The sequence below is a fragment of the Afipia sp. GW822-FHT04G07 genome, assembly GCF_058800765.1.
Genome location: NZ_JBXAMP010000001.1, coordinates 1,822,730 through 1,835,672, shown reverse-complemented (window position 1 = coordinate 1,835,672; position 12,943 = coordinate 1,822,730). Strand labels below are relative to the sequence as shown.

Genomic DNA, 12,943 nt, shown 5'->3' with positions numbered 1-12,943 from the left:
CTTTCGCTCAAACTTTGCGCGAATCCGCCGTTTTTTTCACTGCTGCAACTGCGAAATCGGCGACGAGGGCGGACAACATTGCAGCCTTCGTGACCGTATGGACGATCAGCGGTTCGATCCGGCCTCGGATCGGCACCTCGACATGGGGCAGACCGCCAGCGGAAACGTTGGCCGTTTTCAGGACATCCTGCGACAGCACCACCTCGCAGGACAGGGCCTTGGTCATGTCCTGCAAGCGTGCCGCGACGTTCACGGAATCGCCGAGCGCGGTGAAAACCGTGTGCTCCTGCGAGCCGATGTCGCCGATGATGACTTCCCCGCCGTGAATCCCGACCCCGAAGCGCAGCGGTTCCGGCACATCGTCGCCGAGAAATTCGTTCAGTGCATCGACATGGACCGCGATCCGGGATGCGGCTTCGATGGCCTGCCGGCAGGCGGTTTGCGGACTGGCGGAAAGCCCGAACAGCGCCAGCTGGCCGTCGCCGACAAACTGGTTCGGCTGGCCGCCGCATTCGACAACGGCCTGCGACACCGCGGTAAGAAAGCGATTGATGATGAAGACGGTATCGAACGGCAGCAGTTGTTCGGCGAGCTTGGTTGACCCGCGCATATCCACGAACATGCTGACGAGATAGCGCTCCTTGCCGGGATGGACCGGCGCCATGTTCGAAGCCGCCGATACGCTCGTATGCGGCGGGAATATCTGGAAGAACGAAACGTCTGTCTTGGGCCGCAGCTGGCAGGCAAGGCGGATCGCGGGATCGCCGCCGGTGCCGACGCGCTCCAGCACGAAGGTCTCGCGGTTCGACGGCACGGGCAATGCGCTGCAATCCCCGATGATCCGGATGCGGCAGGTCGAGCAGCGCGCCCGGCCGCCGCAAACGCTCGAATGCGGGATATTGAAGCGCGTGCTCGCCTCCAGCACGCTGAGGCCGATCGGCATGCGGATGGTCTTGCCGTTGCCGTAGGACAATTTGATGAGGCCGCGCCGCCGCTCCAGCAGCGCCCGGATACCGCGCGCCCCCAGGGTCAGGCCGATCAGGCCGAAGTATCCATAAAGCACAGTGGAACTGATGGTCTCGATCGCAGCCTGATCCGCGCTGGTCCCGACCTTGTCACGGGACAGGTTCTCCGCCCGCCATTCCGGCGCAGCGCTGGCCCGCGCGACCGTCCGGCCGGCCTGATACAATCCGAGCAGGGACAGCGTCGGCAGGATCACGGCGAGCGCGAGCAGCAGCGACGATATTTTCCTGAAGTACGGTTTGGTGCGGACCCAGAAATAAATTCCGATGCAGCCGTGCACCCAGGACACCACCAGCACGGCGGCCATCATCCACTTGAGATGCGGCCGGAACACCCAGTAGGCGAACAGGACCTGCGGGTAATCCTTCTCGTGGCCGAACAGCGGCGCGGCGACGCGCACGCCGACCAGATGTCCGATGACGAAAACCGGAATAGCAAGACCGAACACCAGCTGCGTGGCCTCGATGCCGGTCCAGCGAAACTGCCGGCGCGCATAGAGCGCCCAGATTCCGAGGCTGAGATGGATCAGCACGGCGGCGTAGAAGACGATCAGCACCGGCCAGCTTTGCCAGAACAGCATGTGGTAGGTGAGCATGGCATCCATCGCGCTGAGCGAGATGTTGCCGAGCGCATGATTGGCAAAGTGGCTGATGAGATAGGCGAACAGCACAAAGCCGGTCGCAAGCCGCACCTGACGAATTCCAATTCCGCGCATGACCCGGCTGACGGATGAAACGGTCTCTGCCATGCGTCAAATCTTCCGGGACATTGAAAAAAACTGAATATGCCGCCGCATCCGGTGGTCCGGGATGCGCCGGAAAAATCCTAAACGAGACTTCGGCTGGACGCCATGGGCGGCCTATCGGGCGTGCACACCTCATCATGCCGGACAGGGGGAGGGTACGGTTTGACTTCACTGGCGCGGTCGCGGAAAAGCTAACCGCATGGGGAAGGCGAACACGGCCAGCACGACAAAACCGGACTCTTTGACGCCGCGCGCAAGGCTTGTCGCGGCGGCGGCGATTGCCGTGATCGTGACATTGCAGGTGGTCTATGCCGCGATCACCGATCTGCGCACGGACGAGGCGTATTACTGGACGTTCTCGAAAGAAAGCGTGCTGTCCTATCTCGATCATCCGCCGATGGTCGCGTGGCTGGTGCGTTTCGGTACGGCGATCTTCGGCGACACCAGTTTCGGCGCGCGATTCGGCGTGCTGCTTGCGATGTGGATCGGCGTGGCGGTCCTTGCCGACATCGTCTGGCGGCTGACGCGCGACCGCCGCGCCGTCGTCCTCGCCGTGCTGATGCCGTTCGCGGCCCCCGAGTACGGCTTGTTCGCGTCGCGAATCCTTCCCGACGCCGCGCTGATTATGTTCTCACTCGCGATGGTCTGGTCGCTGGTGCGTCTCACTGAAAACAATGATGGCCGCTGGTGGCTGGCCGCCGGGCTGTTCGGCGGGCTGGCGCTGTTGTCGAAGTACACCGCGGTGTTCCTCGTTCCGGCCATTGTGGCGTTCGTGCTGGTGCCGCCATGGCGCGCGCGATGGCTGCGCAGTCCCTGGCCGTGGGTGTCGATGGCGATTGCGCTGCTGGTGTTTTCGCCGGTGCTGATCTGGAATTGGCAGCATGACTGGGCGTCGTTCCGCTTTCAGTTCATTCGCGTCGGCGCGGACCACGGCGTCTCGGCGCGAACTGTCGGCGATTTTCTCGGGCTGCAACTGGCCCTTGTCGGCCCGATCCTGTTTCCGGTGGCGCTCGCCGGCTCCCTGATGCTGGCGTGGCGCGGCTATCGGCAGCAGAGTCCGGCGTTCATTCTCGTCTCGATCTGTGCGCTTGCGCCGTTCGCATACTTTTTGTGGAAGTCGCTATCGCTGCGGATCGGGGACACCTGGCCGCTGCTGATCTGGCCGTTCGCCTTTACGGCGGCGGCGATCAATCTTGCCGAGATACGGAAAGAACCGCGCGCAGGCTGGATTACCCGCACGGCTGAATCGTGGGCCGTGGCGGCGGTCGCGCTCGGCGTCGTGCTGAACGTCGCGATTTTCTATTATTATGCGGTCAGCAACTTTGCCTTCGCGCCGACCAAGGATCCGGTCGCGAAGGAAGCGGGCTACGGCGAGATCGCCGCGCGCGCGAAGGCGGTGGCGGCAGAGACCGGCGCGACATGGATCGCGACGCTGGATTACCGGATATACGCGGAGCTGCGCTGGCATCTCAAGGACAGCATCCCTGTGGTGCAGGTGAATGAGCGCAGCCGCTTCATCGGCTTCAGGGACATGGCGAGCGCCGCCATGCGATCCGGCGTCGGGCTTTACGTGGACAGCGCGCCCAACGACGGCAATGTGATCGAGACCGGCACGCCCGCCAGGTTGCAGCAAGTGGGGCAGGCCAATCGCACGTGGCGCGGCGCGGTGATCGAGCCGTTCGCGTTCAAGACGGTGAGGGGATGGACGCCGGAGTTGTCGCCGCCGCCGGACTCGCCGTTTTACAAATGGCGGCTGCTGAACTGAGTCAAAGAAAAATCCCGACCGCGCGATGCGGCCGGGATTTTCGATTTAAGGCTAAGCCCGAGATCAGTAGCAGACGTTCACGGTGCGGTAGCGGATACCGCGCGCGGTGCGGACGCGCCGCGTCTGGTAGCAATCGTCGTCGGCATAGCCGCCGCTCACGATCACCGGGCTGAAACCGTAGCCATAGCCATGACCCCAGCCGTGGCCCCAGTGATGGCCATGCCAGCCGCCGGCGGACGCCGCGGTGGGAGCGAGGGCGGCTGCGCCAAGCGCAGCGGTGGCGGCAAGTGCGAGAGCGAATTTGCGAAACATGGGTCTTCTCCTGCGTAGCGCCGTCGGCGCGGGTTGGGTCAAATCCATCCATCGCAAATTGGTCGCGCGGCCCGCAGAACAGGTTCACGGATACCGCTAGGCCCTGAAAAACCTCGGGTTTTGCCCAGGCGAAGCCGCTCGGGACTTGAAGCCGCTCAGGACTTGGCCTCGCCGTCGCCCGCGCGGCGCAGCAGGTCCTTCACCAGATCGGACAGCGCCGGGCGCGGCAGCGCCGCGAACGGCAGTGGCCGCGTCACGTCCACGGCGGCGAGGCCCAGCCGCGCGGTGAGCAATCCGTTGAGCAGCCCTTCGCCGAGCTTGGCCGACAGTTTCGCGGTGATGCCGTGGCCGAGCATCTGCTGGATCAGGTTGTCGCTGGCGGCCATGCCGCCGGTGAGCGCGAGATGCGCGATCACATGACGCATCAGCCGGATCATGCCCAGAGTGCCGGGCCGTCCGCCATAGAGCCGCGCCAGCTGCCGCACCAGACGCAGCGCCGCCGCGAACACGAACAGCATGTCGATGACCACGCCGGGGCTGACGGCGGTGACCAGCGAGACGCGCTGCGCCGCGCTTGAGATCAGCCGCCGCGCTTCCTGATCGAGCGGCGTCATCAGTTCCCGCTCGGCAAGCCGCACCATGTCCGCGCCGTCGATGATGTCGCGGCCGTGTTCCTCCAGCGCCGCGCGGGCGCGGGCGAGCCGTGGATTGTCGTGGGCCACCTTGAGCAGATCGCGGACGATGGCGTCGCTTTCCTTGCGGTCGTCGCTGAGAAGAACCGCGTTGGCGCGCGCGTGCAGCTTCTCGATGGTTTCCAGCCGGGCGAGGCTCAGCGCTTCGCGCGCGATGATCACCACCAGCGCCAGCACGGCGAAGATTGCAAAGACAAGGCCGATATAGCCGAGGCTGGCGCTGCGGTTGAACAGGTCCTCGACCAGATTGGAAATGCCGAGGCCGAGCGCGAGCGCTACCAGCCCGCCGAGCGCGGTCCAGAACACGCCGCCCCAGCCGAAGCCCCTTCGGACCGGGACAACCGGCTCATCGATGACGACGGGCAACTGGGCGGGATCGGATTCCGGCGTGATGTGAACCTTGCCGCGTGAGGGACGCGACAGTTCGTCCTCGGCGTCCATCAGGATGACGCGGGGATCGTCGAGCTTGAACGCGGCCGGCTTGCGGTGATGCGGCTTGTCGCTCATTGCAGCTTGTCTCCGATCAGAAACTGAAGCGCACGGTCGAGGCGGATATGGGGCAAGGCGGGCTCTTCGCCACCTGTGCGCTCGAGCAAGGGCGGCCGGAATCGCAGAAACCGGAAATCCGTCTGGTCGGATGTGCTGTTGCTCAGGCCGCGAAACGCGCCATCGCCGCTGAACAGGTCGTCGAGCCTGGCGGGAAGGTCACCGGGAAAGGTTGCGGCCTCCGTCTCGCCGTCGAACACCTCGTCGCCGGACATCTCGCCTTCCTCCGGGGTGCCGAGGATCGAGGGCAGCTTCTCGCGCCCCTGCTGCACCATCGCTTCGCGGGTCGCGCGGACGGCGGCGAGCGCCACCACATCGACCGATGCGCCCGCGAACTCAGCGCGCGCGGCGGCGCGCTCCACCATGCGCTTCAGGATCGCTTCCAGCCGGTCGTGGCTGGAGCGGTGCAGATGGTCGGCCTTGGTCGCGGCGAAAAGAATTTTATCAATGCGCGGCCGGAACAACGTGTTGAGGATCGTGCTGCGGCCGATGTTGAAGCAATCGAGAATGCCGGACAGCGCGCCTTCGAGATCCTGCAGCGCTTCCGGTCCCGCGTTGAAGGCCGCCAGCGCGTCGACCAGCACGATCTGCCGGTCGAGCCGGGTGAAGTGATCGCGGAAGAATGGCCGCACCACGACGTCCTTGTAGGCTTCATAACGCCGCCGCATCATCGCCCATAGCGATCCGTCCGGCGCGGTGCCGTCCTGCGGCACGTCCAGCGGGGCGAACGTCAGCGCGGGCGATCCCGCGAGATTGCCCGGCATCAGGAAGCGGCCGGGCGGCAGCAGGCTCATGGCGAAACGCTCGTCGCGGCAGGCGCGCAGATAGTCCGTGAACAGTTTCGCTGCGGTCAGCGTCGCCTGTTCGTCCTCGCGTTCTTTCGGTTCGAGCGTGGCGAGATGGGCGTGCCACTGCGCCGCCAGACGCGCGCGAGGTTCACGCCGCGACAGCGCGAGACTTTCCGCCGACCATTGCTCGTAGCTTTTGTTCAGCAGCGGCAGATCGAGCAGCCATTCGCCGGGATAGTCCACAAGGTCGAGCGTCAGGGTGCGCGTCGCGCTGTTCTGGCGCTGGTATTCGATGACAAGACGCAACTCGCTGATGTCCACGGTCGAACTCGGCCAGCGCCGGTCTTCGATCAGGGTTCGGACGTGGCTCTCATAGGCAAAGCGCGGCACGGCGTCGTGCGGCTGCGGCTCGAGGCGGGCGCGGGCGATGCGTCCCGTCGCCAGCGACTCGAACACCGGAAACCGGCCGCCGCGCAGCAGGCCATGCACCAGCGCTGTGATGAAGACGGTCTTGCCCGCGCGCGACAGCCCTGTGACGCCGAGCCGCACTGTGGGATTGAACAGGCTTTCGCCGTATTCGATCAGCGACTGGATCGAAAGGCGCGTTTCCTCGACGATGTCCGAAAAGCTGGGTGCCATAATTCGATCAAGACTTTATCGGACAGAGGAATACGAGAGAAAAGAACAGACCTCGCGACAGTTTTGTGAAGCTGGAGATTTATGCGGCGGAAATCAAGTTTCAAAAGCACATGAATCTTGATCGATCCGTTTCGCCAGTTCATTGACCGTCGCCGGAATATCCTTTCTGCTCGACGGTGAGGTACATCAGTTGGCCCGGACGATCTTCAGATTGAAGCAACTCAGCTCTCATGCCCGCGTCGCCGGCGGCGGCGTGGTCCGCTGGGATTACGATCGCGCGGAGCTGATCGCGGACGGCGTGGTCCATGTCCTCGGCATCGCGTTGGGACTGATCGCCGCAACGGCGCTTGTCGTCCTCGCGGCCATGTATGCCTCGGCAAAGGAAATCGTCTCGGTTTCGGTCTATGTCGCCGGTCTGCTGGCCATGCTCGGCCTGTCCGCGACCTACAATCTGTGGCCGGTCTCGCCGGTGAAATGGGTGCTGCGGCGGTTCGATCACTCGGCGATCTATATTCTGATCGCGGCGACCTACACCCCGTTCCTCGCGCAGATGAACGATCGCTTCATGGCGACGGCGTTGCTGGTCGGCGTCTGGTCGGTCGCGGCGGCAGGCATCGCGCTCAAGATCTTTCTCCCCGGCCGGTTCGATCGTCTCTCGGTCGGGCTCTATCTCGCCATGGGATGGAGCGGCATCATTGCCTACGACAGCCTCGTGTCGTCGCTGCCGACCTCGACGCTCTGGTTCATCGCGGCCGGCGGGCTGATCTATTCCCTCGGCGTGATCTTTCATGCGTGGGAGCGGTTGCGATTTCAGAATGCGATCTGGCATTCCTTCGTATTGCTTGCTGCCGCGCTGCACTACACCGCCGTCCTCGATATGGTTCTGGTCGCGGCCTGATTGATCTGCCGGCGCTTCCCGCCTAAAACCTCCGCATGAAAGTTGCAGGTAAAGTTGTCGTCGTCACCGGCGGCGCGAATGGCATCGGCCAGGCGCTCGCTGAAATCTTCCATCGCGAAGGCGCGGCCAAGGTCGTCGTCGCCGATCTCGACGGCGCGCGGGCAAAGACCGTCGCGGACTCCATCGGCGGCGCGTCGTTCGCCTGCGATGTCGGCAAGGAGAGCGATATTCTCCGCGTCATCGACGAAACCGAAAAGCAGTTCGGCCCCATCGATCTGTTCTGCTCGAATGCGGGCATCGGTGGCGGCTTTGACATGATGTCTGAAAATGCCGGTGGGACGTCGGACGAGCCGTGGGCGCGAAGCTGGGCGATCCATGTCATGGCGCACGTCTATGCGGCGCGGCACCTAATCCCGCGCATGAGGGCGCGCGGCGGCGGATACTTCCTCAACACCATTTCGGCGGCCGGATTGTTGTCGCAGGTCGGCAGTGCTGCCTACTCGACCACCAAGCACGCTGCCGTCGGTTTCGCGGAAAATCTTGCGATCTCGCACAAGGCGCACAACATCCGTGTTTCGATCCTCTGCCCGCAGGGCGTGGAAACAAACATGATCAGGGGAATGCCGAAGGGTCCGCAGTCCAACGACGGCAATCTCACGCCGGAAGAAGTCGCGCAATGTGCGCTGGACGGCATCGACCGCGAGACGTTTTTGATTCTGCCGCATCCGCAGGTGATCGACTACATGCGCAGGAAGACCGAGAATTACGACCGCTGGATCGGCGGCATGGCCAAACTTCAGGCCATCACGCGTGAGATGTTCGGGAAGAAGTAGGGCGCTACCGCGCGCTCCATCGTCATTGCGAGGAGCGCAGCGACGAAGCAATCCAGTTTGTTCTCAAGGGTGGATTGCTTCGCTTCGCTCGCAATGACGAATGCGCCGTTACCAGCTCGCGGTGCCCTTCATGGTCGGCGCGCCTGCTGCGTTCGCCGTCCACACTTCCAGCGCGCCGTCCTTCTCATTTCCGTTGACGCTGAATTCCGCGCCGTCGAACAGCGGATTGACGCCGCGATAGACGAATTTCGCGGGCGCCTTGCCGCCGCGCTGCTTTGCCGCGAATTCGATCAGCAGCGATGCCTGCAACGGGCCGTGGACAATCAGGCCCGGGTAGCCTTCGACCTTGGTGACGTAATCGCGGTCGTAGTGGATACGGTGGCCGTTGAAGGTCAGCGCCGAATAGCGAAACAGCAGCACCGGATCGGCCATATGGGTTTCGCGGATCTTTCCTGCCGGAGTGGGTGCGGGCGCGGCAGCCAGTTTCGCGTCGCCCGCAGGCGCAAGGTCGCGGTAGACGATGTCGTGCCGCTCGCGAATGGCTGTGCCGCGCGGCGTGGTGATGGTGTGATCCACCGAGACAAAACACAGCGAGCCTGTGCTGCCGGTTTTCATCGTGACGTCCGAGATGCGGGACGCGCGGGTCACCGTATCGCCGACGCGCAGCGGGTCGATGAATTCGATCTGTCCGCCCGCCCACATCCGGCGCGGCAGCGGCACCGGCGGCAGGAAGCCGCCGCGCGCGGGGTGTCCGTCAGTTCCGATCTCGCTCATGGGGACGACCGGCTGCGCGAGGCACCAGTGCGTGGTGAGCGGCGCGGCGTCGCCTTCCTTCGGAGTGCCGATGTCGAGAAACAGCGTCGCGCGCAGGCCCTTCACCAGTTGCGCGGTGATGATGTCGGACGCTTCCTGGGTGCGGCCGATCCACTGGCGCAGGTGATCGATGTCAGGCTTGGCGGTCATGGTTTTTTGCTCGCCTTCAATGCGCTCTCGACGGTGTGGGTGCCGATCGACGGGATCGCGCCATAAGTTCGCGTCTCGCCGACGATGATCGCCGCCGGTGCGGGATAGCTCACCACGCCATTCGGTGAATCGACGTCGATGCGCCGCAGATGCGGATGCGACGACAGGCCTTCCATGGTGTTGACCTCGGCAAACGCGATGTCGGCATCCGCAAGCCGTTTCAGGAGTTCATCGCGCGTCAGTTTGACAAACGCGGCGGCGACCGTGTCGTCGGTCAGTTTTCGGTTGCGCACGCGCTCGACCATGCTGCCGAAGCGCGGATCGCCCGGCAGGTCGGGCATGTCGATCACCTTGGCGCAGAACACTTTCCATTCGCGTTCGCTCTGAATCGAAATCAGGATTTCGTTGCCGTCCTTTGAATGAAAGACGCCATAGGGCGCGACCGACGGATGCGCGAGACCCATGCGCTTCGGCGGATTTCCGTTCTCGGCATTCAGCAGCGGCACCGTGAGCCAGTCCGCCATCACGTCGAACATCGAGATGCGGATGTCGCGGCCCTTGCCGGTTCGTCCGCGCGCGATCAGCGCTTCGAGAACGGCGGCATGTGCGGCAGCGCCAGTCGCAACGTCGACGATGGACATGCCGACGCGCGAGGGCGCTTCGGGGCCGCCGGTGACCGAGCACAGTCCGGACTCCGCCTGAATCAGAAGATCGTAGGCCTTGCGGCTGGCATAGGGGCCATCGTCGCCATAGCCGCTGATGGTGCAGGAGATCAGCGTGGGATAGTCCTTCAGCAAACGCTCGCGGGAAAATCCGAGCTTGTCCATCGAGCCGGGCTTGAGGTTTTGCACCAGCACGTCGGCGCTCGCGATCAGCGTCTCGAGCGCCTTGCGTCCCTCGTCGGTGGCGAGATCGATGACGACGGATTTCTTGCCGCGATTGAGCCAGACGAAATAGCTGCTCTGGCCTTTCGCCGCCGCGTCGTAGTCGCGGGCGAAGTCGCCTTCCGGGCGTTCGATCTTGATGACGTTCGCCCCGGCGTCCGCCAGCCGCGAGGTGCAGAAGGGAGCAGCGACAGCCTGCTCGACGGCGACGACGGTTAATCCTTCAAGCGGCAGCATGGATGTTCTCAGTAAGAGCGCGGCATGCCGAGCACATGCTCGGACAGATGCGACAGGATCAGGTTGGTGGAGATCGGCGCGACCGAATACAGCCGTGTCTCGCGGAACTTGCGCTCGATGTCGTATTCCTCCGCGAAGCCGAACCCGCCGTGGGTCTGGATGCAGGCGTTGGCCGCCTCGAACGATGCATCGGCCGCGAGCATCTTGGCCATGTTGGCTTCCGCGCCGCAATCCTTGCCCGCTTCATAAAGGCGGGTGGCTTCCCGCACCATCAGTTCGGCGGCGCGCATGTTGGCGTAGGATTTCGCGATCGGAAACTGGATGCCCTGGTTCTGGCCGATCGGACGGCCGAACACCGTACGCTCCCTGGCGTAGTCGCTGGCCTTCTTGATGAACCACTTGGCGTCGCCGACGCACTCCGCTGCGATCAGGATGCGCTCGGCGTTCATGCCGGACAGGATGTAGCGGAAGCCCTTGCCTTCCTCGCCGATCAAATTCCCGGCGGGAACCTTCATGTTGTCGAAGAACACTTCCGTCGTCGCGTGGTTCATCATGGTGCGGATTGGCCGGATGGTCAGCCCGCCGGCCTTCTTCGCCTGCTGCATGTCGACGATGAAGACGGACAGTCCGTCGGTGCGCTTGGCGGCCTGTTCCTTCGGCGTGGTGCGCGCCAGGAGGATCATCAGGTCGGAATACTCGGCGCGGCTGGTCCAGATCTTCTGGCCGTTGACGACGTAATGGTCGCCGTCGCGTTTGGCAAACGTCTTGAGCGAGGTGGTGTCGGTGCCGCTGGTCGGCTCGGTCACGCCGAAGGCCTGCAGGCGCAGTTCGCCGCTCGCGATGCGCGGCAGCCATTTGGATTTCTGCTCCTCGCTGCCGTGCCGCAGCAGTGTGCCCATGGTGTACATCTGGGCGTGGGTGGCGCCGCCGTTGCAGCCAGCGCGCTGGATTTCCTCGAGGATCGCGGCGGCCGCTGACAGTTTCAGGCCCGAGCCGCCGTATTCTTCAGGGATCAGCACCGAGAGATAGCCGGCGTCGATCAGCGCCTGGACGAATTCCTTCGGATAGGCCATCTCGCGGTCGAGCTTGCGCCAGTACTCGCCGGGAAACTGCGCGCAAAGCTTGGCAACGGATTCACGGATGTCTGAAAAGTCTTGTTCTTGATGGGTCATGCGGGGTGTTTGGCAGATCGCCGTCCTGTGTTCCAGCGGTTCGGACGCGCAGCCGCATTCCGATTTTGCATCAGTGAGAAATGGCGGCTTGCCGTGTGCCGCCGGCGTTCGGGATCAGGTGTTAATGCGAACCGGCAGGGTCTCGTAACCCTTCACGAAGCTCGAATAGATGCGGGTCGGCTCGCCCACGACTTCGATATTGTCGAAGCGTTTCAGGATCTCTTCCCAGATGATCTTGAGCTGCAAATCCGCCAGCCGCATGCCGACGCAGCGATGGATGCCGAAGCCGAACGACATATGCGTGCGCGGGCGGGCGCGATCGATGATGAAGCTGTCGGGATTTTCGATCACGTCGCCGTCGCGGTTGCCGGAGACGTACCACATCACGACGCGGTCGCCCTTCTTGATCAGCTTGCCGCCGAGTTCGGTGTCCTGCAGCGCCGTGCGGCGCATATGAGCCAGCGGCGTCTGCCAGCGGATCACCTCCGGCACCATGGTTTCGACCAGCGCATGGTTGGCGCGCAGCTTGTCGTATTCGTCCGGGTTCTCGTTCAGCGCGAGCACCGATCCCGTCATCGAGTTACGGGTGGTGTCGTTGCCGCCGACGATCAGCAGGATGAGGTTGCCGAGCAATTCATCGCGGTTCATGTGGCGCGTCGCGTCGCTGTGCGCCATCATCGAGATGAGGTCGCCCTTCGGCGGTGCATTGACGCGCTCGTTCCACAGGCCGATGAAATAGTCGGCGCATTCGCCGAGTTCTTTCAGCCGCGCCTCCTCGCTTTCATAGATGCCGCTTTTCGGCAGCGCGGTGGCAAGATCGGACCAGCGCGTCAGCTTGCGGCGGTCTTCCCACGGAAAATCGAACAGCGTAGCCAGCATCTGCGTGGTGAGTTCGATGGAGACGCGCTCGACCCAGTTGAAGGTTTCGTTGCGTGGCAGGTTGTCGAGGATTTCCGCCGAGCGCTCGCGAATGAGAACGGCCATGCGATCGAGCGGCCCCGGCGTGAACATCGGCTGCACGGTCTTGCGCTGCGGACCATGCTTCGGTTCGTCCATCGCGATGAAGCTCGGCCAGCTGTAGTCTTCGGTAACGTCGCGCAGAGAGATGCCGCCGAGCTTGACGTCGGACGAAAAGATCGCCGCGTTGGTGTCGACATGCATGATGTCGTTGTACTTCGTCACCGACCAGTAATCGCCGACCGGACAGGTCGTGCAGTAATGCACCGGCTCTTCCTTGCGCAGCCGCTCGAAGTACGGCCACAGCGTATCGCTTCGAAATAATTCCGGCGCGCCGGGATGGAATTCCGACAGCGGCATGGAATACGCCTTCTCACGGGCGGCCTTCTGGCGCTCGTCGCTGGCAAGCCTGATTGTGCCGTGCATCACTCCGCTCCCTTTGGGCGCTTCCGTGTCGATTCCGGAAGCTTGTCGTTCGGAGAATTACAC

At 63.7% G+C, this 12,943-nt stretch carries 11 protein-coding genes; 3 read left to right on the top strand and 8 right to left on the bottom strand.

The genetic code is table 11. The features are described 5' to 3' along the window. Nucleotides 1-7: 7 nt before the first annotated feature. The gene (locus AC1RKJ_RS08970) at nucleotides 8-1,771 is read right to left on the bottom strand and encodes an adenylate/guanylate cyclase domain-containing protein (protein ID WP_492790721.1); all 1,764 of its coding nucleotides are present in this window, start codon (nucleotides 1,769-1,771) and stop codon (nucleotides 8-10) included. A gap of 196 nt (nucleotides 1,772-1,967) precedes the next feature. Between AC1RKJ_RS08970 and AC1RKJ_RS08965 the strand changes: the two genes are divergently transcribed. Further along, nucleotides 1,968-3,533 (top strand): glycosyltransferase family 39 protein, encoded by a 1,566-nt coding sequence (locus AC1RKJ_RS08965; RefSeq protein WP_492790720.1) that lies wholly within the window; start codon nucleotides 1,968-1,970, stop codon nucleotides 3,531-3,533. Nucleotides 3,534-3,596: 63 nt separating this feature from the next. Here AC1RKJ_RS08965 and AC1RKJ_RS08960 read toward each other — a convergent pair whose 3' ends face one another. The 3 genes from AC1RKJ_RS08960 to AC1RKJ_RS08950 form a co-directional block, all read right to left on the bottom strand. Further along, on the bottom strand, nucleotides 3,597-3,845 hold the full coding sequence (locus tag AC1RKJ_RS08960) for a hypothetical protein (protein ID WP_492790719.1): 249 nt from the start codon (nucleotides 3,843-3,845) through the stop codon (nucleotides 3,597-3,599). Nucleotides 3,846-4,000: 155 nt separating this feature from the next. Further along, nucleotides 4,001-5,044, bottom strand: a complete 1,044-nt coding sequence (locus AC1RKJ_RS08955) for a YcjF family protein (RefSeq protein ID WP_492790718.1) — start codon at nucleotides 5,042-5,044, stop codon at nucleotides 4,001-4,003. Further along, nucleotides 5,041-6,510 (bottom strand): YcjX family GTP-binding protein, encoded by a 1,470-nt coding sequence (locus tag AC1RKJ_RS08950; RefSeq protein WP_492790717.1) that lies wholly within the window; start codon nucleotides 6,508-6,510, stop codon nucleotides 5,041-5,043. Before AC1RKJ_RS08950 ends, AC1RKJ_RS08955 begins: the two co-directional genes overlap by 4 nt. 202 nt (nucleotides 6,511-6,712) lie before the next feature. Between AC1RKJ_RS08950 and trhA the strand changes: the two genes are divergently transcribed. Together trhA and AC1RKJ_RS08940 are read left to right on the top strand one after the other, a co-directional pair. Next, entirely contained in the window at nucleotides 6,713-7,408 is a 696-nt protein-coding gene (trhA, locus tag AC1RKJ_RS08945; RefSeq protein WP_492792686.1) for a PAQR family membrane homeostasis protein TrhA, read from the top strand. A gap of 35 nt (nucleotides 7,409-7,443) precedes the next feature. Then, entirely contained in the window at nucleotides 7,444-8,241 is a 798-nt protein-coding gene (locus AC1RKJ_RS08940; RefSeq protein ID WP_492790716.1) for an SDR family oxidoreductase, read from the top strand. Nucleotides 8,242-8,349: 108 nt separating this feature from the next. Here the strand turns inward: AC1RKJ_RS08940 and AC1RKJ_RS08935 are convergent, their stop codons facing one another. The 4 genes from AC1RKJ_RS08935 to AC1RKJ_RS08920 form a co-directional block, all read right to left on the bottom strand. Beyond that, nucleotides 8,350-9,204 (bottom strand): HTD2 family dehydratase, encoded by an 855-nt coding sequence (locus AC1RKJ_RS08935; protein ID WP_492790715.1) that lies wholly within the window; start codon nucleotides 9,202-9,204, stop codon nucleotides 8,350-8,352. Next, entirely contained in the window at nucleotides 9,201-10,325 is a 1,125-nt protein-coding gene (locus AC1RKJ_RS08930) for a CaiB/BaiF CoA transferase family protein (protein WP_492790714.1), read from the bottom strand. The genes AC1RKJ_RS08935 and AC1RKJ_RS08930 overlap by 4 nt, the downstream gene beginning before the upstream one ends. Nucleotides 10,326-10,333: 8 nt before the next feature. Next, entirely contained in the window at nucleotides 10,334-11,497 is a 1,164-nt protein-coding gene (locus AC1RKJ_RS08925; RefSeq protein ID WP_492790713.1) for an acyl-CoA dehydrogenase family protein, read from the bottom strand. Nucleotides 11,498-11,611: 114 nt separating this feature from the next. Then, nucleotides 11,612-12,880 (bottom strand): cytochrome P450, encoded by a 1,269-nt coding sequence (locus tag AC1RKJ_RS08920; protein ID WP_492790712.1) that lies wholly within the window; start codon nucleotides 12,878-12,880, stop codon nucleotides 11,612-11,614. Nucleotides 12,881-12,943 lie beyond the last annotated feature (63 nt).

Coding starts and splice junctions, on each gene's coding strand:
- AC1RKJ_RS08930 (WP_492790714.1), bottom strand. CDS start 10,325: ATGCTGCCGCTTGAAGGATTAACCGTCGTCGCCGTCGAGCAGGCTGTC.
- AC1RKJ_RS08935 (WP_492790715.1), bottom strand. CDS start 9,204: ATGACCGCCAAGCCTGACATCGATCACCTGCGCCAGTGGATCGGCCGC.
- AC1RKJ_RS08940 (WP_492790716.1), top strand. CDS start 7,444: ATGAAAGTTGCAGGTAAAGTTGTCGTCGTCACCGGCGGCGCGAATGGC.
- AC1RKJ_RS08965 (WP_492790720.1), top strand. CDS start 1,968: ATGGGGAAGGCGAACACGGCCAGCACGACAAAACCGGACTCTTTGACG.
- AC1RKJ_RS08920 (WP_492790712.1), bottom strand. CDS start 12,880: ATGCACGGCACAATCAGGCTTGCCAGCGACGAGCGCCAGAAGGCCGCC.
- AC1RKJ_RS08955 (WP_492790718.1), bottom strand. CDS start 5,044: ATGAGCGACAAGCCGCATCACCGCAAGCCGGCCGCGTTCAAGCTCGAC.
- AC1RKJ_RS08925 (WP_492790713.1), bottom strand. CDS start 11,497: ATGACCCATCAAGAACAAGACTTTTCAGACATCCGTGAATCCGTTGCC.
- AC1RKJ_RS08960 (WP_492790719.1), bottom strand. CDS start 3,845: ATGTTTCGCAAATTCGCTCTCGCACTTGCCGCCACCGCTGCGCTTGGC.
- AC1RKJ_RS08950 (WP_492790717.1), bottom strand. CDS start 6,510: ATGGCACCCAGCTTTTCGGACATCGTCGAGGAAACGCGCCTTTCGATC.
- AC1RKJ_RS08970 (WP_492790721.1), bottom strand. CDS start 1,771: ATGGCAGAGACCGTTTCATCCGTCAGCCGGGTCATGCGCGGAATTGGA.